The following is a 19,634-nucleotide window of genomic DNA, read 5'->3' on the forward strand; positions in this document are numbered from 1 at the left end:
CGCCGCCCCCGCGCCCCTCAGCAGCGCGCCACGTGCCGGTTCAGCAGTTCCCTGAAGCGGTCCACGTCCGCGTCGTCGGACAGGCCGTGTTTGGGGAGCATCGTGAAGCCCGTGGCGTTCTTGTCGTCGCTGGCCAGGACGAAGACGCGTTCCGTCTCGCGGTAGCGGGGCTGGGCCTGCCAGGTGACCGAGGTCGTGGTGGTGTCGGTCGTCAGCGCGATCCCCTCCTCCGTCACCGTGACCCGCCATACACCCTGCCGTCCGGCCAGGCGCTGGATCTGGCGGGCCATCAGCCAGGGGGACGACAGGATCATCAGCGGGACGGCCACGCTCCCCACCAGCAGCACGAGCGGCACGCCCGGCTTCCCTGTGGCCAGGAGGACGGCCTCCAGCACGAGGAAGAACCCGGCGACGACGAAGAGGGCGCGCAGCCGCCGCCCCGTCCGGCTCATCCGCATCCGGGCTCGCAGCGCCGAGGTGAAGTCCTCCGCCACCGGCCGGTAGGTCAGTTCCAGCACGTCCCCGGTCGTTTCCTTCTCCATGTCCACTCCTTGGTTCAGCAGCGCGTGAGGTGTCGGTCCAGCAGCGCGCGCAGCCGGTCCACGTCCGCACGGTCGGGCAGGCCGTGCTTGGGGAGCGGGGTGAATCCCGTGGCGTTCCCGTCACCGCTGATCAGGACGAAGAGGCGGGGCGTCTCGCGGTAGCGGGGCTGGGCCTGCCAGGTGATCGTCAGGTTGGTGGTGTCGCTCGCCAGCGTGACCCCGGTCTCCGTCACGGTGGCCCGCAGGACGCCCTGCCGCGCGCTGTACTGGGCGATGCGGCGCCCCGCCAGCCGGGGAGAGAGGGGGAGCACCACGGAGAGGAACAGCATCATGATGCTCGCGCTCAGCGAGACATGTTCCTTGACTCCGGCGATGTACAACGCGATCTGCGCCACGGCGACGCAGCCCACCACGAGAGGCACCCAGCGGAACAGCAACCCCAGGCGGCTCACCCGCAGCCGGGCCTCCAGCGCCGAGGTGTGGTCGGCGGCCTCCAGCCGGTACGTCAGCTCGACGACGTCCCCGACCGTCTCCCCGATGCCCCCGGCCGTCTCCCCGACGGCATCCGGTTCCTTCTCCACAGCCCCACCCCTCTTCATGTCCATGACGGTGCGAGGGGATCGTAAGGCCGGACGATCTTCGGAAACGATCTCTTTGCGGCGCTCGAACGAGACCTTTGCGACGCTCAGCCGAGCCCCGCGTGCCGTTCCAGAAGGGCGCGCAGGCGCGCGGTGTCCGAGGACGTGGCCAGAGCCCGCTTCGGGAGGATCGTGAGACGGGGAGACGGCGGCTTGCCGCCGGTCAGGAGGAAGACGCGACGGGTCTCGCGGCAGCGCGGCCGGGTCGCCCAGCTGAACGTCCGCACCCGCTCACCGGCCGCCACCGTGACCCCCGTTTCCGCCACCGTCACCCGGACCGTGCCGTCACGGTCGGCGCGGCGCCAGTCGAACCAGGCCGTCACCAGCGGCGCGGCCAGCAGGAGCGTGCCGACGACGGCCCGCAGCACGATCCAGGGCACCGGATCGCCGCGGTGCCCCGTCCGCAGCGACCAGACCTCCTGCGCGACGTAGGCCCACTGGGCCGCGCCCAGGAACACGAGCCACCAGACCCGCTTCCTCCGCCAGGCCGCCGCCAGGAAGTCCCCCAGCAGCGGCCGGTACGCCAGTTCCATCACGCCCCCGTGTCCGCATCCGCCCCCGACACCGGTCAGGCGTCGGCCGAGTCGTCGCCCCTCATCGCCGCCTCCATGGCGAGCAGTTCCTCGTTCGGGACGGCGCCGCCGAAGCGGCGGTCGCGGGAGGCGAACTCGACGCAGGCGCGCCAGAGATCACGCCGGTCGAAGTCGGGCCACAGCACGTCCTGGAAGACCATCTCGGCGTAGGCGCTCTGCCAGAGAAGGTAGTTGGAGGTGCGCTGCTCGCCGCTGGGGCGCAGGAAGAGGTCGACGTCCGGCATGTCCGGGTAGTACATGTACTTCTGGAGCGTCTTCTCGCTGACCTTGGACGGGTCGAGGCGGCCCGCCTTCACGTCCTCCGCCATGGCCTGCGCCGCGTCCGCGATCTCGGCGCGGCCGCCGTAGTTCATGCAGAAGTACAGGGTCAGCCGGTCGTTGTCCTTGGTCTGCTCCTGCGCGATCTGGAGCTCCTTGGCGACCGACTTCCACAGCTTGGGCATACGGCCCACCCACCGCACCCGGATGCCCAGTTCGTCGAGCTGGTCGCGGGTCTTGCGGATGAAGTCGCGGTTGAAGTTCATGAGGAAGCGCACCTCGTCGGGCGACCGCTTCCAGTTCTCGGTGGAGAAGGCGTAGAGGGAGATGTTGCGCACGCCGGCCTCGATGGAGCCCTGGAGCACGTCGAGCACGCGCTCGGCGCCCACCTTGTGCCCCTCGGTGCGCGGCAGCCCGCGCTCCTTGGCCCAGCGTCCGTTGCCGTCCATGACGATCGCGACGTGCTCGGGGATCAGCTCACCGGGAAGCTTCGGCGCACGCGCGCCCGAGGGGTGCGGCTCGGGCGCCTTGTACTCGCGCTGCCGCCGCCCCAGAAATCCGCGTACGACCATGTGCTTCTCGTCTCCTCAGCCGTGCTAGCCGCTTACTTCTCTACGTATCGAAGGGAGCGCAGCCCACGCTCCAGATGCCAGTGCAGATAGGCGGACACCAGGCCGCTCCCCTCGCGGACGTGCCGCGCCTCGGCCGCGTCCGCCGTCTCCCAGTCTCCCGTAAGCAGCGCGGCGAGCAGCACCAGGGTCTGCGGGGACGGTACGACACTGCCCGCGACCCGGCAGTCCACGCAGACCGAGCCGCCCGCGGCGACCGAGAAGAACCGGTTCGGTCCGGGCATTCCGCAGCGTGCGCAGTCCCCGAAGCTGGGCGCGTAGCCGTTGACCGCGAGCGAGCGGAGCAGGAACGCGTCGAGGACGAGATGCGGGGCGTGCTCACCGCGCGCGAGGGTGCGCAGGGCGCCGACGAGGAGCAGATACTGCTGCACCGCCGGTTCGCCCTCGTGGTCGGTGAACCGCTCGGCCGTCTCCAGCATGGCCGTGCCGGCGGTGTAGCGGGCGTAGTCGGTGACGATCCCGCCGCCGTACGGCGCGATGGTCTCGCTCTGGGTGCACAGCGGCAGGCCGCGCCCGATCAGCTCGCTGCCGCGCGCGAAGAACTGCACGTCCACGTGCGAGAACGGCTCCAGGCGCGCCCCGAACTTCGACTTCGTGCGCCGTACCCCACGCGCCACGGCCCGCACCCGCCCGTGTCCGCGCGTGAGCAGGGTGATGATCCGGTCCGCCTCACCGAGTTTCTGGGTGCGCAGCACGATGCCGTCGTCGCGGAACAGACTCATGGGGCCATTCTCGCGCACGCGTCCGGTGCGCAGGCCCGGTCCCCATGCTTCAGTCCCCGTGCTTCAGTCCCCGTGCTTCAGGACACGGCGGGCTCCGGGCCACCGTCCGGGGAACCGCCCTCCCCCGCGTTCCACAGTTCGTTGAACCGCCTGATCCGCTGCTGTACGTCGTCCTCGCGGGCGTTCACGGTCGTCCAGGAGTTCACGCTGAGCTGGTCGGCGCCGATCTCGTAGGACAGGGCCCCGTCGAAGATGATGAAGTCGATCATCTTGCCGCGCCGGGCGTGCAGCGGGAGCGAGGAGAGGGCCACCACGCGGACCTCGATGTGCACGTCCCGCTGTTCCTTGAAGACGTCGGCCAGGCGCGGGATGTCCTCGGGAGCCCGGACGACGAACAGCCGCCTGACCTTGATCCCGCGCGCGTCGATCGCCTCGCGCTGGGACTCCAGATAGCGTCCGGCGGGCTCGGTGCTCCAGAAGTTCTGGTCGACGGAGGTGCTGATCGCGTCGATGCTCCGCTGGGCGCACTTGGTGAGGCTGAGCAGCCAGTCGTGGTTCTCGCCGGGGCACTCGGCGGTGAGGTTGGTGAGGTCGTCCATCTGGAGGGCGAGCCGGTTGATCTCCTCGTGCGCGAAGTCGTGCAGGATCTCGGGGCCGGTGGAGACGACCAGGGTGGCGCTCTCGGCGAGCCGGGGCACCGCGTCGCCGCGCAGCTTCTCGACCTCGTTGAAGAGCTTGGTGGCCCGGCCGATGTCCACGAAGCGTTTGTCGACGGAGCTCTTCAGGTCGTTCAGCTGGTGCGCGAAGGTCACCATGAACTGCACGATCAGTACCGCGCCCCCGCACAGCACCGAGAGGACCAGTTGCCACACGTCCTCGGCGGTGGGGGCGAGCACCGTGGTCAGTACGTACACCACGCCGCCCGCCACGACCGTGACCAGCAGTTTCTGCAATAACCGGCGGCCCGCGTCCTCCCGGCCCCCGGTGTCGGAGACCTGGTGGCCGTGGTGGCCGCGCGTGGTGATCGTTCCTGTCATCCCGCTTCTCCCCCCGTCGGGATCATGTGGGCTTCCGTATGAATTCAGGAGACCGGTTCAGGAGGCGGCCAGGGCGGCGGCCTCCCGGTGCAGCAGGGCCCGCAGGGCCAGCTGGTCGCGGACGCGCTGTACGAGGTTGTGCCACTGACGGCTGAAGCCGGGGTGCTGCTCCAGGGTGTGCCAGAGCGGGCCGAGCGCCGGGTCGACGCGGGCCATGGGCATCCAGAGGTGGAGCAGGTGGTCGACGAGCGGGCGCAGCACCTTGAGGGCGGCGGCGCCGTCGGCCCGGGCGAGCGGCAGTCCGTCGAGTTTCTGGCTGACGGTGGTCAGCAGCCAGTCGTGCAGGGCCAGGTCCTCGCAGAACCCGGCGACGGCGGCGGGCGCCAGGTCCTCAGGGACGCTCAGTTCCGCGGTGCGCAGTCCGTCGGTGTCGTCGACGGTGAGGCTCACGAGCCGGGCCGGTGTCCCGGCGGGGGCGGGCAGGGCGACCCACCTGAGCCGGGTGGTGGGGGTGCGCAGGGGGGTGTCGTGGTCGAGGAGGCGGTGGTTGCGGGAGATCCGGGCCAGCATGCCCTCGGCGACCGAGCCGGTGTCGAGCAGGTCGGGGGCGTGCGTCTCGCGCAGGAAGCCGTCGGCGACCGCCCGGACCGGGAGCTTTCCGAGCGGGACGAGGACGCCGGGGTGGACGAGGTACTCGCCCCAGGGGCGGCGCCGGTCGGGCCCGCTCGCGGAGGCGGCGAAGTGGGCCGTGGCCTGGAGCACCCGGCCCTCGGTGAGGGCGGCGCGGGCGGCGAGGGTGCCGATGGCGCGGGCCTTGGCGCCGTTGACGGCGGGGAGGCGGCAGTCGACGCCGGTGAGTACGACCGGGGAGAGGGCGTGCGGGTTGGGGCGCCGGGAGAGGCGGACGCGTTCGTCGGGGCGCAGCCGCAGCAGCCGTTCGGCGGTGCGCTCGCCGACCGCGTCGCGGGTGGGCAGCAGACAGGTGCGGACCTCGCCGCACATCAGGGCCGGGGCGGCGGCCATGTCAGAGCCCCGGCGGGAAGAGGTAGGAGGTGCGTTCCGCGACGCCCTCGGGGAGGGTGACCTTCTCCTGGCGGGCCCGCTCCACGGCCTGCCCGACCGCGTCGGCGTCGACGTGGACCTGGCCGAGGATGACGCGTACGGCGTGTTCGACGGGCAGGAAGCGGACCGGGAGCACGCTGCACGTGTAGTAGGCGGTGAAGGGCGGCGCGGCCGGGTTGAGCCGGAGCAGGGGCGGCAGCGCGTCCCAGTCGTCGGGGAAGGGCAGGTCCCGCTCCCAGGGGGTCGGGGTGAGGACGGCGCGGCCGTCGTCGCGCAGCAGCCCGAGCCGGGCCAGTTGCCAGACGGCGGCGAGGAAGGCGCAGGACCAGGTGCGGTGGGGGCCGTTGTCGTCCCAGAGTTCGACGTCGACGAAGACGGAGTGGCCGCGCGCCTCGGTCTCGGCGGGCGGCTGCCAGGCGCTGTCGGCGTCGAGGGCGGCGGAGGTGCGCCGGGTGGGCGCGCGGCGGCCGTTGGTGAGCCAGCCGGTACGGCTGACGGGCGGCCGGAAGCCGTTGCTGCCGGGCGGGGGCGACTCGACGAGCCGCTGCATCACGGACTCGGCGAGTCCGGCCCGGTCGGGGCGGGCGGGGTCGGCGAGCGCGCAGCCGGACTCGCGGGCGAGGTAGTCGATGGTGAGCCCGGCCCGCTCGGCGGACTCCAGCAGGGTGGGCACGAGCTTGGCCGGGGTGGACAGCCGGCTGAAGTAGTCGTCGATGAGGAAACAGGTGCTGATCCGGGGCCGTTTGCCGTCGGGCAGGGTGGCGGCCCAGGCGCGGGCGGTGTCGGCCCAGGGGCGTACGGCGGTGAAGTGGCGGGTCAGCCGGTCGGCACCCTCGGCGAAGTCCTCCATGTACAAGTGGCCGAGTTCCAGGGAGAGATGGGAGTACGGCACGGACGCGGTGACCGGGTCGGCGCTGGTCTCCCGGAAGACGGCGGCGGCCTCCGTCACAGTTGCCCCCAGTGCTTGTCGTCGGTGAGCCGCTCGGCCAGCTCCACCAGGGCCTGCCGGGTGGCGAAGTTGGCGATCTTGCTGTCGAGCACGTCCTCGTCGGTGATGAGCTGCTCGCGCATCTGGAGCACGGGTTCCAGCGGGATCGAGGCGAGGGCGCGGGTCTTGCCGATGCCGAGGGACGCGGCGAGTTCCTCAAGTCGCTTGTCGCACTGGCGCATCCAGGCGTACTGCGCGGCGGGCATCTGGGCCCACTGCGGGGACTCCAGGTCGGGTACGGCGGCCCGGACGAAGCGGACCGAGCCGAGCAGCGAGGTGCGGTCGTGGCCCATGGCGATGCCGGAGCCGAGGATGCCCTGGCGGCCGGAGAGGAGTTCGGCGGCGGCCATGACGTGCTGCCGGGTCCAGCGGTGGTAGAGCAGCCAGCGGGATCGGATGTGCCGCAGTTCCTCGCGGGCGGTGGCGGTCAGGGCGAGGTCCATGGCGTAGCTGCGCCCGGCGCTGAGGTCGATCACCACGAGGTCGAACTCGCGGTGCAGGCGCAGGAAGAGGTCGACGCAGCGGTGCAGGTTGTCCTCGTCGGTGACGAACTCGCCGCCGCCCCGGTCGCCGGGGAAGAGGACGAGGCGTCCGGAGCCGCTGGGGCGGTCGCTGAGGACGGGGTGCTCGGTGCGGTTCCACACGTCGATGCGCAGGGGTTCGCCGGTCTTGCCCTTGAGGTAGGCGTGCAGACCGCGGCCCTCGGCCTCCTCCATGACGTCGGGGGTGTCGAAGACGGCGGTGGCGGTGGGCGAGCCGAAGTCGAAGTCGAGGTAGCAGACGTCGTCGCCGTCGAGGGCGCGTCGGTAGGCGAGGTTGGCACTGGTGACGGAGCGCCCGGTGCCTCCCTTGTCGGAGGCGGCGAAGACGAGCACGACTCATACCCCCTGGGACCCGGCCGCGCGGGCGCGGGCGAGGTCGTCGAGCCGGCTGAGCACGTTCAGGGCGAGCGCGCAGGACGTGCCGGGCTGGGTGTCGAGCAGGGAGCGGGCGCGGCGCAGGTCGGCTTCGATGCCCTTGAGTTCCGCCCCTTCCTGGCTCTTGGCGATGGGTGCGGGCTGCTCCAGCTGCTCGGTGCCGAGGAGGTGGGTGGCCTCGCTGAGGAGGGCGTGGGCGAGCGCGGTGGGTTCGGCGCTGCGGATGGGTGACTGGTTGTAGAGCTGCTGGGCGGCGACCATGCACTCGGTGACGCGTTCGGTGATGGTCCAGGACGGCTGGTTCTGGCGGTCGGCCGAGTCGGGGAAGATCGCGTGCACGTTGTCCCACAGGCCGACGCCGTCGCCGTCGGTGATGCGCCGCGTCCACAGATGGTCCATGGTGCGCTCGGCGAGCTGGAGCAGCCGGGTGTGGGCGGCGACGTTGCGCGAGAGGGCGCACAACTGGATGGTGCGCTTGAGGAGTTGGGCCGAGAAGTCGGTCATGGTCCACCGCATGGGCGGCCCGAGCGGGTGGTCGGAGGCGAGCGGCAGGGCGAGTCCGGGGTTGTGCAGAAGGACGGCGGAGTCCTTGCGGGTGATGCTCGCGGTGACGCGGCCGCGCTCGGCGAGGCGCTCCATGATGCCGACCGTGCGGTTGAGGTCGTCCTCGGTGGCACGGCGGCGGACCAGGTCGTGGACGAGGATGGAGGCGACGCAGAGGGAGAAGTACTCGGACTCCATGCGCTGCCCCGTGGTGCGCCAGGGGATGTCCTCCAGGGGCCAGCGGTCGTCGTCGAAGCGGGCGATGCCGGACCAGTACTGCTGGGTGATGGTCCAGCGCAGGCGGAGCGCTTCGGCGAGTTTCTGCTGTTCCTGGTTGAGCAGGCCGAGGACGAGGGTGCGGTCGGAGAACAGGTCCTGGATGCCGTCGAGGGCGACGACGGTGAAGTAGAGGTACGGCACGGCGCGGGCGATGCCGGTGGGCTGTTCGCCGATGGACTCGGAGGTCTCCACCAGGGGTGCGCCCCGGACGACGCTCCAGGCCCAGCCGCATTCGAAGAGGCGGTTCTCGTTGCCGAGCTGTTCCTCGACGTCGACGCCGAGGACGACGCTCTCGCGGATGACGGCACGCAGGGCGCGGAAGCGCTCCTGGAACTGCTGGAGGACCATGCGGTCGGGGGTGCGGCCCTGCCCGAGGAGTCGGCACAGCGCCTGGCCCTGCGGGGAGTCGACCGTGTACACGTCGACGGTGAAGGCGCGCAGCAGGTTGACCATGGCGGCGGTGAGCCGGTCGTTGGTGGCCTCGCGCAGGGACTCGATCAGCTGGAGCGTGCCCGGCCGTTCGGTCTTGGTCTGGTAGACCTTCAGGAAGCCGAGGGTGGCCAGACACAGGGTGACGGAGAGGCTGTAGGCGTCGACGACGCCGAGGGCCCGCTGCTCCTTGGACAGTTCGTCCTCTTCGCCGAGGGCGGAGAAGTAGTTCCCGCCGGAGAAGGTGGGGGTGTCACCGGCGCGGTGGCGCTCCATGAATTCGGTGAGCACCCGGACCAGTGTCTCCGGGATCTCCGTGGCGTCCCCGACCGAGCGCAGGGATTTCTCCACGTCGGGCTGGGTGGTGTCGGGCGCGTCGAGACGGAATGCGGGAGCCTCGGTCGCGGGATAGAGCAGGCAGAGCAGTCGCTCGGCGTCGGCGACGCTGCTCTGTCCGCCCCCTTCTCCCCATTCCCAGGCTCCACCGGGGAAACAGTGACGTGCTACGGCCTGCCAGATCGACAGCAGATTCTGTCTGGGTTGGATCTGCATCCCCATGCCCCTCACACAGGTATGTCATCCCGAAGGTGAAGACGGTGAATGGATCTCCGCATTTACCGGTCGCTCCGATGACCCGTGGCGACGATCATTCCTGTGTATCCCTCACGCAGCAAGCCCCCCGGCTTTCCCAGCCGGTGCGTCTGGACATTCGACGCGTGAATGTCGAGTGTCGCGCGGACCACCTGCTCGTCGATGTCGAGCGCGGGGAAATCACTCTCCCCCACCCGGTATCCCCGGGAATGTTCCATGAACGCGGCGGCGAACGGGGCGCCCGGTTCGAGAGCGGTCATGAAACAGCCGACGGCACGCCGGAACTCCTCCGGCGAGGTGGTCATCGACTCGGCGACGAAGAACATGGTGCCCATCGCCCAGCGTTCGTCGCCCTTGGCGAGGTCGAACAGGTTGCCTTGACGGGGCTGGACGGTCTGCGCGAACCGCGCGCGCGGGTCCTCGACCCGCCGGGGGTACGCGTCGTCCCGGCACAGCACGTCCCAGAACTGGTCCCACTGGGGGCCGTACGACTCGATCTGGGAGTTCAGATACTGGACGTTCGCGGGGGAGCGCTCCAGGAGCGTGATCTTGTCGCACCAGGGGAGCATGCTGAGCGCCGGATAGATGTTGGGGCCCGCCCCCGCGTCGATTCCCGAGGCCACGGAGCCGGAGCCGCCGAAATGGCCGCTGAAATGATCTCGGACGACGGTGATGATCGCCTCGTCGTCCGGATGCAGGACGCGGTAATTGTGCTCGATGTACGCCTGGGGGTCGAAATCCTCCCACGCGACATCACCATTCAGCTTCTTCACGCCAGCAGGCGATCCCGAGGTCATTAACTCAGCGTAGCAGCATGAGCGCACAACGAAACCCACGCCGCGCAAGATTCAGCAACGGGCGAGGTAAGATCAATATCGGAACTGCGCGCGATTTCGCTTGCGCGACACAGTCAACCATATTTGGTCCGGATCTCTACTTGGATGACCGAAAAACAGCGGGTAACCATGGGAGAAGCCGCACCGATCACGCCTCGGGTGCGGCTGCATACTGTCGCATCAGTGCGGATATCGCACGAATTCCGGGGGACCGGAAAGGGGACGGAATGATTCCTCTTCACGGAGACCGCTTCCTGCGAAAAATCACGGAAGCGGATCTCCCTGACGTGCTGCGGCTCGACCGTGAGACCTTCCCGGACGACCCCTATCCCTACTTCGCGCTCCGCCAGTTCCACGACGCCCTGGGCGACCACCTTCTCGTGGTGGACGACGGCACCACCCTCCACGGATACATCCTCGCCACCCCGCCGGTCCACGCCTCCAGCTGGATCCTCAGCCTCGTCGTCAGCCCGGCCCTGCGGGGCAACGGCCTCGGCCGCGAACTCATGACCGCGATGCTGCGGCGGCTGCATGAGGAGGGGGCGGACGAGGTCCTGCTCACGGTCGACCCCGCGAACGGCTCCGCCGTGGCCCTGTACCGCCACCTCGGCTTCACGCCGTCCGGCGAACCGCACCCCGAGTACTTCGGCCCGGGTGAGCCGAGGCAGCGGATGCGGCTCGCGTTCTGACGGGGCCGCACCCGCGCGGGGTCACAGAACCTCGCCCCGACTGCGGGCGTTGGCCCGCGCCGTCGCCGCGCGGAGGCGCTCCGCGGCGGTGGCCGTACGGAGGCGGTCGGGCGGGCAGTCCCACTCGCGGCCGCCACCGAGGGGGCGCAGCTGTACATACGGCCCCTCGTGGCCCATCACCACGCCGACCCTCCCCGTCCCCGTGTCCATCGCGTACGAGCCGAGCGGTGGCCGGCTCGCGCTCACCGCAGCGCCGCGACGAGCCGGGCCGCCGTCTCCACCGAGCAACGGCCCAGCTCCACCAGCGGGCACGGGGCCTCGCGCGCCACCGAGACGGGGTCGATGCCGAGGGAGGGCAACTTGATCCCGGCCTTCGCGAGTGCGTCGCGCAATTCGACGAGGGTTCGCTCCGCTTCCTCGACACAGGCCGACGCGTGCTGTGATCCCACTGTTCGCATCCCTTCGTTCTGTTTACGTCTTCACGCTTCGTGTCCTCACGGTGACGCGATCGCCCTATCCTCGGAAGGGGCTTGGGCCCTACAAGCGCGTGGCAGCACAAGGGGGTTGGCGATGGCCAACGGTTCACGTCAGGCGGTTTGGGATTTCTTCGGCACGGAGCTGAAGAGGCGGAGGGAGAACGCAGGGCTGACTCAAACGGAGCTGGGCTTGCGCGTGTTCGTCTCCGGCGGCTACATCGGCCAGTTCGAGCAGGCGATCCGGAAGCCTCAGCTGGACGTGGCGAAGCGGATCGACGAAGTCCTGGAGACGGACGGCATCTTCGAGCGACTGTGCAAGCAGCTGATCGATGATCCGAGGTACGCGGACTACTTCACCGAAGTGGTGGGCCTGGAGCGTCTGGCCACGCGGATCTGCGAGTTCGCCCCGACGGTGGTGCCGGGGCTGCTCCAGACGGAGCGGTACGCCCGCGCGGTGACCATCGCGGCCAACCCGTTCAAGACCGATGAGTACGTCGACGACATCGTCGCCGCCCGACTGGAGCGGTCGCGAATCCTGAACGACGCTACAAGGCCTGAGTATTGGGTGGCTCTGCACGAGGGGGTACTGCGCGTCGCCGTGGGCGGCCCCGAGGTCATGGCGACCCAACTGGAGTACATCGCCTGCCTGATGCGGGACCGCACGGCCATAGTGACGGTGCTTCCTTTCTCAGCGGGAGCACTCGCTGCGATGGGCGGAATGCTCCAGCTCATGGAGTTCGATGACGCACCCCCGCTCGCCTATACAGAGACCTCGTTCTCCGGGACGCTGGTGGACGTGCCGACCGTGGTGAAGCGAGCCCAGCGCGCATACGATCTGCTCAGGGTCGTCGCGCTGTCGCCGGAGGCGTCCCTGACCCTGATCGAGTCGGCGGCGGAGGACTTCAGACGATGCGCGAGTACGACCTGACCCACGCCCGCTGGTACAAGAGCACCTACAGCAACGGTGAGGGCGGCAGCTGCGTCGAGGTGGCCGACGGAGTCCCCGGTGTCATCCCCGTCCGCGACAGCAAGGTCCAGAACGGCGCCGTAGTCGTCGTCGGCACCCCCGCCTGGACCCACTTCATCAACGCGGTCGGAGCAGCCAACCTCTGAGGCGCAAGGGTTCACGTGACGGCTCACTGATCCGGCCGGGACCCGGCTACGCTCCGCCGCCCGAGGCGGACCGCGCCCCTGGGGTGTCCACCCCGAACGGCTCAAGCTCAACCGCATCCCTTTCAGCGACGCCCCCGGATACGCCCAGGCGCTCCGCCGGGCTCAGAAAGACCAACACCGCCGGGGCTGAGCGGCGTTCGCGCGGGTCTGAACCGGATCAAGCCGCGTAGTCGAGAAAGTCGGCCACGGCGGGGATGTGCCGGTGACCGTCGAGCTGTGCGCGGAGTTCTTCGAGGGTGTGGGTGGTGCGGGCGGAGTCGACTCCGCCCATGGTGTCGATGACCTGGTGGCCGAGGTCGAGGGCGGCGTCGACGTCGCCGAGGGCGAGGTGGGCCTCGGCCTGGCGGACCTGGTAGATGACGGCGCCACGTACCTCGCGGTCGGTGTCGTAGGGGTCTTCGTGGGTGAGGGCGGCACGGAAGTTCTCCAGGGCCCGCTTGGGGTCGCCCAGGCTGAGGGCGGAGCTGGCGGCGACCTGGTGGAGTTCGCCGTGGTTGATCCAGTACATCGACGCCAGGTCCGCCTCGGGGATGTCGGCCTTGCCGTAGGCGTCGAAGGCGTCGTCGACCTGCCGCCAGGCCGCGAGCGGCTCGCCGGTCTTGGAGTGGGCGCGGGCGGCGCGGGCGTGCAGCATCGCCCTCACCCGGGGCGAGGAGATTCTGCGGTGGTCGGCGAGGGCGCCGTCGAGGAGGTTCAGGGCGCCGCGGGCGTCGCCAGCGTTGTAGCGGAGGTTGGCCCAAAAGGCGAGGGTGACCGCGCCCAGGGTGGGGTTGTGGGCGGATCCGGAGGCCCGCAGGGAGACGAGGAAGTGCCGTTCGGCGGCGGCGTGGCGGCCTTCGTCATAGGAGCACCAGCCGGCCAGGCGGGATGCCTCGGCGGCGCTGGCGAACAGCCGCTGCCCGGTGGCCTCGTTGTAGGAGGCGTTCTTCAGCAGGTCAGTGACGAGGCGCAGTTCGAGGACGGCGGCGTCGTAGACCTGCCCGGCCCCCACGGAGTCGTCCAGGTGCCGCAGGGCGTCGAGGCGGACGTCGAACAGGGCGGCGGCCTCGGCGCCGACCCGACGGCCGCGGTCGCCGATGGCGAGGGCGGGTTCGGCGGTGACCCACTGCGCGAGGGCGGCGGCCAGCGTGCTGGTGGATGCGATCAGAAAGCCGCGACGATCCTTCACGGGCCCTCCCACTTCCGTCAGTGTGTTGACCGTACCCGCCGCCGTCCACGGCGACTCCAGAACGGTCCGGTCGTCATCGAGGGCCAGAAGCAGGAAGCCCGGCCAGCCGTACCGGTCGACGTCGGCGACATCGATGCCGTGCAGGCTGGCGATCGCCAGCAGCGCCGTCCTCTCCGGGGTGACGCCCTCCCGGGTCCAACGGGTGGCCTTCTCCTTGCGGTGGGCCATCGCGCCGAACCCGAGGGCCAGGTGACGGTCGGCCACCCGCTTGAGGTACGCGGCGGCGGTCAGGCCGTGCCGGGCCATCAGCGTGGTGAGCGGGTGGGGCTGGACAGCGGTGGCTGTGATCACGGGCGCTCGGCCTCCCCCAGAAACAGATCCCGTAAGTGTCCCGCCCACCGGTGGCGGCCCGGAAGACGGCAATCGCCGTGAGGCAACGGGGAGCAACCGGCGGGCAACCCGCAGCAACCTCCGGCGTCTTCCGCCCGGCCCGGGCCGGGCCCGAACGTGGGCGGTGCCCGCCGGCACCCCTGGCGGGCACGCCCCCATCGGCACTTCAGGAGGGGAACCGTCATGCGCGTCCTCGTGGACGGCTTGGACCTGTCCGGCAAGACCACCCTCGTCACCGCGCTCGCCGACGAGCTCGAAGCCCGCGGCCACAGCGTGCTCACCCACAAGGGGCTGCTCGCCCCCCGCCACCCCGCCCGCCGGTTACTCAGGAAGCTGCCGCTCGTACGGCAGCCCGACAGCACGCTGGTCACCACCGCCTACCTGACCGCCGGATACGTGTTGGACTCCCTGCTGGTGCGGACCTCTGCGCCCGATCAGGCGGGCACCGTCCTCATCCAGGACGGCTACGTGGACCGCACCGTCGCTTTCGGCATGGCCGGCGGCCCCTACCTGGCGGCCGTCCTCGCACTGCGCTGGCCGCGCGTGTTCGCCCCCTTCGACGTCGCCGTCCACCTCCACGCCCCCGCCGACGCCCGCCGTACGCGGCTCGGTACGCGGGAGAAACCGGACGCCGTCGACATCCGCGGGGTCGAGGACGCCGAGTTCGCTGCCACGTTCACCGCGATGCTCACCCGTGGCATGGGCCGCCGCCACAAGAAGCTGCTCGTCTTCGACACCTCCGCCCACAGTCCGAAGGAGATGGCCACCGCCGTCGCCGACGCCCTGCTCGGTACCTCGGCCACGGTTCCGGCCCTGGTGCCCGGTGAGCTGGAGCGTGCGGCGTGACCGGCTGGATGACACCGCCCGAGCAGGGACTGCTCGACGCGGCGGACACGGCCCTTCAAAAGGCCCTGGCGGGCCGCCTCCTGGTCACGGCCGAACGATTCGGCTCCTCGATGCGCACCCTGTACGCCGGGCCCGGACCGCTCCACGGCGCCCGGCCGGCGCTCGCGGTCGGCTGCTACCCCGGCTGGGACGTGGCCCGGCCGGGCACGGTGCTGGCCGCCGAGGACAACACCCTCGTACGGGGTCCGGTGCAGCGGCACACGTGGATGGGGGAGGTCGACGGCAAGGCCGCCTCTCTATTGTCCGGGCTGTCCGCGCCGCCGGTTGTCGCCGCCTGGTATGCCACCGGCCGTCTGCGCCGCTGGGCCGGCCCGCGCGGTGTCATCGCCGCGATCGACGGTCGCCTGCGGGCGGTCATCGAGGACAAGGCCGCCTTCGACAGCCTTCTGGAGAACGCGGGGATACCGGAGCGGATGCGGATCCCGGCGGTGCGCGTCGACGGTGCGCTGCCCGCGCTGAGCGAGCTTCGGCGCTGGGTCGGCAGCGAGCGGCTGGTGGTGCAGGCCGGGGCGGACTCCGGCGGACGGGGCACGGTGTTCGTCGACACCGCCGCCGACCTTGTACAGGCGGCGGCGATGCCCGGCCCGTACAAGGTCGCCGCGTTCGTCGCGGGCTGGTCCTCCAATACCACCGTGCTGTCCGTCCCCGATGGCAACGGCTCGGTGGCCGTGTACGTGGACCGGCCCTCCCACAAGGCCATCGGCATCGCCCAGGCCGGGATCGGGCCCGGCAAGAGCGCTGGCAATGACTGGTCCCGCCCCTGGCCGGAGAAGGCCGCCGCCGACCTGGTCGACGCCGCCGTCCGCATCGGCCACCACCTGTGGACGGAGCACCGGATGGCCGGGCTGTTCGGGCTGGACGCCGTCCTCACCCCCGACGGGTGGGCGGTGTTCAACGAGATCAACTGCCGCAACCAGGGCACCACCGAGGTCTCAGGCGTCAACCAGCAGCTGCGCGGGCTGCCGCCGTTCCTCACCGCCCATCTCACGGTGCTGCTCGGCGGCCGGGTGGACTGGCTGGACGACCCGGAGGACTTCAACGCGGGCTCGGTCAGTGCGGCAAGAACGGCCGGGGTGGGCCCGTTCTATCTCAAACTCCGCCACCGCGGCACCGCACCGGTCCGCGTGAGCGGGCTGCGCGGCCCCGGCGTCTACCGCCTCGACGGCGACCGGCTGGCGTGGGTGCGGCCGGGCGCCCACCCGGCGGGCGCGAACGCCGACCTCGGCGAGCTGCTGCTGGCGAGCCTGCCCGCCGAGCACGTGGTGTGCCTGCCCGGCGCCGAACTCGGCACCGCCGAAGCCGTCACCACTGGCCCCGGCTCTCCGTTCGCCGCCCCGCACCAGCTGTCCGCTCTCGGCGCGGCCGTCCTGGACGCGCTCGCCGCCCACCTCACCCCCGCCCTCGACCCGACGTCCCGCGAGGTGACACCGTCATGACCACCGCCACCGTGATGCCCGGGCTGCTGGAGCAGCTGCGTGCGTTGCCCGACGACGCGTTCACCCGCGTCCAGTACATCGCGCCGCAGGTCGGCTGCTTCAACGGCTGCGCAATGTGCTCCCAGTTCGCCGGCCGCGACACCTGGGGCCTCACCAAGGACGGGCTGACCGGCCTGTTCACCGCGCTTGCGCAGGCCGCCGCCGAGCGGAACCTCGTGATCGCCTCCGGCCGGATCCACCGCCCCCGGGTCGTCTTCCCCTACCTGGACAACGACATCGGCTCCTACCGCCACCTCGACCACTATGCGCATCTGGCCCGCGACGTGCTCGGGGTGAAGCTGCGGATCTCCACGGTCGGCTACTCCGCCCACTCCAAAGACCTGGCCGTCATGCACCGCCGCTTGGTGGAGAGGCACTCCGGCTCTTTCGACGGGGTCCGCTTCTCGATCACTCCCTACACTCTCGGCTTCACCGGCCGCTCCGGCACCGACCGACAGGCGTACATCGACGACCTCGCCGCCGCCCTGCGGACCTACCGGCCGCTGCTCGACGCGCTCGGGCACGGCGCCGCCACCGCCGCCTGCGAGCTCCGCTTCGCCCCGCTCGTCGGCATCCACCCGCTCACCGACATCCATGTCAGCGGCCACCACGTCCTGGTCTGCGGCCCGCACCTGCTCATCTCCTGCGAGAGGACCACCGGCGAGCTGCCCGAGACCGTGATCGAGCGGCTCGACGAGCGCACCCAGCCCGTTTACTCCCGCCCCGGTGCTGAGTACCTGCACGTCACCTCCGACCAGGCCGAGCCCACGCCGGAGACGGTGCGGGCCGCGCTCACCGGCAGCCTGACGGTGCCGCACCAGGTCCGCCGGGTTCGGCTGCACTGCTTCACCAACGCCGACGGCCCGTACTGGGCGGCCGATCCCGACTTCCACGCCGACGGCTCCTTCACCGCCCTGCACCTCTACCCGGCCACCGGCGTGCGGAAGACGTCCGGGTACACCGACGCCTCCAGGCACCTGCTCAACACCCTCCTCGCCCACAAGCAAGCCCGCGGCCTCGCGCGTCGGGAGGAGTTCACCGCCGCGACCGGCGTGGATGTCGACGCCGTCCTCGCCGCGCTCAGCGCCCGCGCCGACGAACTGGAGCCGGTCGACACGGCTGCGGCGGCGCACCTGCGTGAGCAGATCCACCCCCAGGTCGCCGCGTACGCGGCCGCGCTGGAACGGGCCGACTACCCGCCGAGCCTGTTCTTCTCCCGCGCCTTCACCATCGACACCGGCCAGATCGTCAACCAGGGCCGCGCCGAGAACCTGTTCCGCGGCCTTACCGCCACCAACGGAGAGCCGATGACCCCGCGCGAGGAACGCGGCTTCGGCCAGGCCAGCCTGTCCACCGTCCGCGGCCCGATCTGGCGGATCACCCCGCTGCCCCTCACCGCCGCCGGCCGCTTGCCGATCGCGGTCACCGGGAAGAAGAACCAGGCCACCATCGCGCCGAGCCTGCTCGTCGAGGAACTCGACCCCTGCCACCTCTCCCCGGTCATGCGCACCACCGGCTGCCGCCTGCGCCGCCACGTCCTGCGTCTGCCTGACGGCTGGATCGAGCACACCAGCATGAAGGAGGGCCGCGCCGCGTTCGCGCTGCCCGGCCTGCCCGCCGCTTGAACGACCGGCTCCGGGCGGGCGGGTGAAAGAGGGGCAAAGCCCGCCCGGACCCCAGGGGCGGCCGCGATACTGGCCGCCATGACAAGCACCCCCGACACCCCGTCGGCCCCGTTCTCCAGGATCAAGATCCGGACCGGGGCCCTGGTGTTCTGCGGCGACGACGTCGCCCTCATCCGCCGCGACCGCGCCGAGTCCACCCACTACACCCCGCCCGGCGGCAACGTCGAACATGGGGAGGACCTCGACGCCGCCCTCGCCCGCGAACTCGCCGAGGAACTCGACCTGGACATCACACAGGCCGAAGGCGGGGATCTGCTGTGGGTCGTCGACCAGCGCGTCACCCGCCCCGGCCCCACCCCACCCCCGCGCAAGCTCCACCTGATCCACCGCTTCCACATCAGCCCCGACGTCCGCGCGACGCTCGCCGAGCAGGAGTTGGACGAGCTGCCCGACGGAAGCCACGAAGTCGGCGTGATCGAGTGGATCGACTACCGCAAGACCGCAGAGCTTCCGATCTTCCCGCCCATCGGCCCCGCCCTCGCGGCCCTCGCCGACCCCCGGGCGGCCGTCGCCAACGCGGCTCTGGACGCCGTCACCGACGAGAACTACACCTGGGTCTGACCCTGAAGCGGGTGACCGACGAACAGGTCACAGAACGCGGCCCGCCATCTGGTCGGCCGGAAGGCCCGCTCGACCGAGCAATGCGGATGCTGGAGCGGGAAGTCACTGGGAGTCATCTGCACGGGTACCGGGCCGGTCCGCGCCATGGCCACCATCGTCGAAAAACCCGATCCTCTCCACGCCCGGCAACTGGCCGACGACCACGGCCCGGACAATCTCCGCCTGCTCCTGGGCCGCGTCCGCCTGACGCCGGGACTGCTGCACCACATGTCGGCGGCCGCGCGCCGGACCGCCACGGAACCGAGGCTGTCCCTCGCCCTGGCCGCCTACGCCCGGCATCACCGCGTCGATGTCGTCACCAGCCACATGCCCATGGTCGACCTCGGCGCCCCTGAGCCCGCGCGGCCACACGTCACGCCCTACGGGCCTCGTTAGGTCCAGCGGGGGCGACCACCCGCCATGCGTCCGGCCGATGCTGCCGCCGCCGGGCTTTCCAGCTGGGTAGCTGCTGCCGGACTCAGCCGCTGACAAGTCGTCCCCCACAGCTCAGCGAGACGCGAACCTCCGTACATACCGCCGCTGCCAAGGCGTCTCCACCGCGTGCCGGTCGTAGTGCCGCCGGACGAACGCCACAGCCTCCCCCGCCGGTACGCCGTCCAGCACCGCCACGCAGGCCAGCGCCGTACCCGTGCGACCCCGGCCGCCCCCGCAGGCGAACTCCACGCGGTCACCGGCGGCCCGCTCCCACGCGTCGGTGAGGACCGCTCGGGCGGCGATGTGGTCGGCCGGGAGGCGGAAGTCTGGCCAGCGCAGCCACTGGAACTCCCAGGAGACCGGGGGCGGTTGCTTGCCGAGGAGGTAGACGCCGTAGGTGGGCGGGGGTGCGGCGGGGTCGAGGGGGCGGCGCAGGCCCCGGCCGCGTACCAGGCGTCCGGAGGGGAGCCGGAGCACGCCGGGCGCGTCCTCGGTCCAGGGAGGCGTCGACGGGTCGTCACTCATGCCCGTGATTATTTCGGCGGAAGTGCCGAGCGGGCGGCGCCGACACCG

The 19,634-nt window shown here is 71.0% G+C and carries 23 protein-coding genes; 8 read left to right on the plus strand and 15 right to left on the minus strand.

Annotation, left to right across the window (positions count from 1 at the left end):
• Nucleotides 1–17 precede the first annotated feature (17 nt).
• From GTW40_RS15900 to GTW40_RS15950, 11 genes are all read right to left on the minus strand, one after another.
• A complete protein-coding gene (locus tag GTW40_RS15900) occupies nucleotides 18–542 on the minus strand; it encodes a YcxB family protein (RefSeq protein WP_161180841.1) in 525 nt (174 codons plus the stop codon).
• A 14-nt stretch (nucleotides 543–556) separates the two neighbouring features.
• Nucleotides 557–1,123, minus strand: a complete 567-nt coding sequence (locus GTW40_RS33725; protein WP_161180842.1) for a YcxB family protein — start codon at nucleotides 1,121–1,123, stop codon at nucleotides 557–559.
• A gap of 104 nt (nucleotides 1,124–1,227) precedes the next feature.
• Nucleotides 1,228–1,713 carry a hypothetical protein gene (locus tag GTW40_RS15910; RefSeq protein ID WP_237525543.1) on the minus strand — a complete coding sequence of 162 codons (486 nt, stop codon included), beginning with the start codon at nucleotides 1,711–1,713 and terminating at the stop codon, nucleotides 1,228–1,230.
• Nucleotides 1,714–1,748: 35 nt separating this feature from the next.
• On the minus strand, nucleotides 1,749–2,603 hold the full coding sequence (locus GTW40_RS15915; protein ID WP_161180844.1) for an isoprenyl transferase: 855 nt from the start codon (nucleotides 2,601–2,603) through the stop codon (nucleotides 1,749–1,751).
• Nucleotides 2,604–2,635: 32 nt separating this feature from the next.
• The gene (gene recO, locus GTW40_RS15920) at nucleotides 2,636–3,382 is read right to left on the minus strand and encodes a DNA repair protein RecO (protein ID WP_161180845.1); all 747 of its coding nucleotides are present in this window, start codon (nucleotides 3,380–3,382) and stop codon (nucleotides 2,636–2,638) included.
• A 77-nt stretch (nucleotides 3,383–3,459) separates the two neighbouring features.
• Nucleotides 3,460–4,419, minus strand: a complete 960-nt coding sequence (locus GTW40_RS15925; RefSeq protein ID WP_237525540.1) for a hypothetical protein — start codon at nucleotides 4,417–4,419, stop codon at nucleotides 3,460–3,462.
• A 57-nt stretch (nucleotides 4,420–4,476) separates the two neighbouring features.
• Complete coding sequence (locus tag GTW40_RS15930; protein WP_161180846.1) at nucleotides 4,477–5,442, minus strand: SCO2521 family protein; 966 nt, start codon at nucleotides 5,440–5,442, stop codon at nucleotides 4,477–4,479.
• A gap of 1 nt (nucleotide 5,443) precedes the next feature.
• Nucleotides 5,444–6,430: an SCO2522 family protein gene (locus GTW40_RS15935; protein ID WP_161180847.1), complete on the minus strand. Its 987-nt coding sequence runs from the start codon at nucleotides 6,428–6,430 to the stop codon at nucleotides 5,444–5,446.
• The gene (locus tag GTW40_RS15940) at nucleotides 6,427–7,344 is read right to left on the minus strand and encodes an SCO2523 family variant P-loop protein (RefSeq protein WP_161180848.1); all 918 of its coding nucleotides are present in this window, start codon (nucleotides 7,342–7,344) and stop codon (nucleotides 6,427–6,429) included. Before GTW40_RS15940 ends, GTW40_RS15935 begins: the two co-directional genes overlap by 4 nt.
• A 3-nt stretch (nucleotides 7,345–7,347) precedes the next feature.
• The gene (locus GTW40_RS15945; RefSeq protein WP_161180849.1) at nucleotides 7,348–9,189 is read right to left on the minus strand and encodes an SCO2524 family protein; all 1,842 of its coding nucleotides are present in this window, start codon (nucleotides 9,187–9,189) and stop codon (nucleotides 7,348–7,350) included.
• Nucleotides 9,190–9,251: 62 nt separating this feature from the next.
• Entirely contained in the window at nucleotides 9,252–10,001 is a 750-nt protein-coding gene (locus GTW40_RS15950) for an SCO2525 family SAM-dependent methyltransferase (protein WP_161180850.1), read from the minus strand.
• 290 nt (nucleotides 10,002–10,291) lie between these two features.
• Between GTW40_RS15950 and GTW40_RS15955 the strand changes: the two genes are divergently transcribed.
• The gene (locus GTW40_RS15955) at nucleotides 10,292–10,753 is read left to right on the plus strand and encodes a GNAT family N-acetyltransferase (protein WP_161180851.1); all 462 of its coding nucleotides are present in this window, start codon (nucleotides 10,292–10,294) and stop codon (nucleotides 10,751–10,753) included.
• 21 nt (nucleotides 10,754–10,774) lie between these two features.
• Here the strand turns inward: GTW40_RS15955 and GTW40_RS15960 are convergent, their stop codons facing one another.
• Both GTW40_RS15960 and GTW40_RS15965 read right to left on the minus strand, forming a co-directional pair.
• On the minus strand, nucleotides 10,775–10,963 hold the full coding sequence (locus GTW40_RS15960; protein WP_161180891.1) for a hypothetical protein: 189 nt from the start codon (nucleotides 10,961–10,963) through the stop codon (nucleotides 10,775–10,777).
• A 32-nt stretch (nucleotides 10,964–10,995) separates the two neighbouring features.
• A complete protein-coding gene (locus tag GTW40_RS15965) occupies nucleotides 10,996–11,202 on the minus strand; it encodes a hypothetical protein (protein ID WP_343245715.1) in 207 nt (68 codons plus the stop codon).
• Between the two features lie 121 nt (nucleotides 11,203–11,323).
• On the opposite strand from GTW40_RS15965, the gene GTW40_RS15970 reads away from it, so the two are divergent.
• A complete protein-coding gene (locus GTW40_RS15970; RefSeq protein WP_161180853.1) occupies nucleotides 11,324–12,157 on the plus strand; it encodes a helix-turn-helix transcriptional regulator in 834 nt (277 codons plus the stop codon).
• A complete protein-coding gene (locus GTW40_RS15975) occupies nucleotides 12,139–12,342 on the plus strand; it encodes a DUF397 domain-containing protein (protein WP_161180854.1) in 204 nt (67 codons plus the stop codon). The genes GTW40_RS15970 and GTW40_RS15975 overlap by 19 nt, the downstream gene beginning before the upstream one ends.
• 217 nt (nucleotides 12,343–12,559) lie before the next feature.
• Here the strand turns inward: GTW40_RS15975 and GTW40_RS15980 are convergent, their stop codons facing one another.
• Entirely contained in the window at nucleotides 12,560–13,921 is a 1,362-nt protein-coding gene (locus GTW40_RS15980; protein WP_343245716.1) for a transcriptional regulator, read from the minus strand.
• 222 nt (nucleotides 13,922–14,143) lie between these two features.
• Here GTW40_RS15980 and GTW40_RS15985 point away from each other — a divergent pair, with 222 nt between their 5' ends.
• The 5 genes from GTW40_RS15985 (at nucleotide 14,144) to GTW40_RS16005 (ending at nucleotide 19,022) form a co-directional block, all read left to right on the plus strand.
• Complete coding sequence (locus GTW40_RS15985) at nucleotides 14,144–14,806, plus strand: hypothetical protein (RefSeq protein ID WP_161180855.1); 663 nt, start codon at nucleotides 14,144–14,146, stop codon at nucleotides 14,804–14,806.
• Nucleotides 14,803–16,302, plus strand: coding sequence for a hypothetical protein (locus tag GTW40_RS15990; protein WP_161180856.1), 1,500 nt, complete (start codon nucleotides 14,803–14,805; stop codon nucleotides 16,300–16,302). The genes GTW40_RS15985 and GTW40_RS15990 overlap by 4 nt, the downstream gene beginning before the upstream one ends.
• The gene (locus GTW40_RS32675; protein ID WP_202485957.1) at nucleotides 16,299–17,966 is read left to right on the plus strand and encodes a hypothetical protein; all 1,668 of its coding nucleotides are present in this window, start codon (nucleotides 16,299–16,301) and stop codon (nucleotides 17,964–17,966) included. Before GTW40_RS15990 ends, GTW40_RS32675 begins: the two co-directional genes overlap by 4 nt.
• Before the next feature lie 78 nt (nucleotides 17,967–18,044).
• The gene (locus GTW40_RS16000) at nucleotides 18,045–18,587 is read left to right on the plus strand and encodes an NUDIX domain-containing protein (RefSeq protein WP_161180857.1); all 543 of its coding nucleotides are present in this window, start codon (nucleotides 18,045–18,047) and stop codon (nucleotides 18,585–18,587) included.
• Between the two features lie 144 nt (nucleotides 18,588–18,731).
• Nucleotides 18,732–19,022 carry a hypothetical protein gene (locus GTW40_RS16005; protein WP_161180858.1) on the plus strand — a complete coding sequence of 97 codons (291 nt, stop codon included), beginning with the start codon at nucleotides 18,732–18,734 and terminating at the stop codon, nucleotides 19,020–19,022.
• A gap of 111 nt (nucleotides 19,023–19,133) precedes the next feature.
• Here the strand turns inward: GTW40_RS16005 and GTW40_RS16010 are convergent, their stop codons facing one another.
• The gene (locus tag GTW40_RS16010; RefSeq protein WP_161180859.1) at nucleotides 19,134–19,586 is read right to left on the minus strand and encodes a protein phosphatase; all 453 of its coding nucleotides are present in this window, start codon (nucleotides 19,584–19,586) and stop codon (nucleotides 19,134–19,136) included.
• Nucleotides 19,587–19,634 lie beyond the last annotated feature (48 nt).

The sequence above is a fragment of the Streptomyces sp. SID4985 genome, from assembly GCF_009863025.1.
Classification (GTDB): domain Bacteria; phylum Actinomycetota; class Actinomycetes; order Streptomycetales; family Streptomycetaceae; genus Streptomyces.

Excerpts from the sequence above, each read along its gene's own strand:
- GTW40_RS15945 (WP_161180849.1), bottom strand. The coding sequence starts at position 9,189 with ATGCAGATCCAACCCAGACAGAATCTGCTGTCGATCTGGCAGGCCGTA.
- GTW40_RS15955 (WP_161180851.1), top strand. The coding sequence starts at position 10,292 with ATGATTCCTCTTCACGGAGACCGCTTCCTGCGAAAAATCACGGAAGCG.
- GTW40_RS16010 (WP_161180859.1), bottom strand. The coding sequence starts at position 19,586 with ATGAGTGACGACCCGTCGACGCCTCCCTGGACCGAGGACGCGCCCGGC.
- GTW40_RS32675 (WP_202485957.1), top strand. The coding sequence starts at position 16,299 with ATGACCACCGCCACCGTGATGCCCGGGCTGCTGGAGCAGCTGCGTGCG.
- GTW40_RS15975 (WP_161180854.1), top strand. The coding sequence starts at position 12,139 with ATGCGCGAGTACGACCTGACCCACGCCCGCTGGTACAAGAGCACCTAC.
- GTW40_RS15930 (WP_161180846.1), bottom strand. The coding sequence starts at position 5,442 with ATGGCCGCCGCCCCGGCCCTGATGTGCGGCGAGGTCCGCACCTGTCTG.
- GTW40_RS15910 (WP_237525543.1), bottom strand. The coding sequence starts at position 1,713 with ATGGAACTGGCGTACCGGCCGCTGCTGGGGGACTTCCTGGCGGCGGCC.
- GTW40_RS15900 (WP_161180841.1), bottom strand. The coding sequence starts at position 542 with ATGGAGAAGGAAACGACCGGGGACGTGCTGGAACTGACCTACCGGCCG.
- GTW40_RS15925 (WP_237525540.1), bottom strand. The coding sequence starts at position 4,419 with ATGACAGGAACGATCACCACGCGCGGCCACCACGGCCACCAGGTCTCC.
- GTW40_RS15985 (WP_161180855.1), top strand. The coding sequence starts at position 14,144 with ATGCGCGTCCTCGTGGACGGCTTGGACCTGTCCGGCAAGACCACCCTC.
- GTW40_RS16005 (WP_161180858.1), top strand. The coding sequence starts at position 18,732 with ATGGCCACCATCGTCGAAAAACCCGATCCTCTCCACGCCCGGCAACTG.
- GTW40_RS15970 (WP_161180853.1), top strand. The coding sequence starts at position 11,324 with ATGGCCAACGGTTCACGTCAGGCGGTTTGGGATTTCTTCGGCACGGAG.
- recO (WP_161180845.1), bottom strand. The coding sequence starts at position 3,382 with ATGAGTCTGTTCCGCGACGACGGCATCGTGCTGCGCACCCAGAAACTC.
- GTW40_RS15960 (WP_161180891.1), bottom strand. The coding sequence starts at position 10,963 with ATGGACACGGGGACGGGGAGGGTCGGCGTGGTGATGGGCCACGAGGGG.
- GTW40_RS15915 (WP_161180844.1), bottom strand. The coding sequence starts at position 2,603 with ATGGTCGTACGCGGATTTCTGGGGCGGCGGCAGCGCGAGTACAAGGCG.
- GTW40_RS16000 (WP_161180857.1), top strand. The coding sequence starts at position 18,045 with ATGACAAGCACCCCCGACACCCCGTCGGCCCCGTTCTCCAGGATCAAG.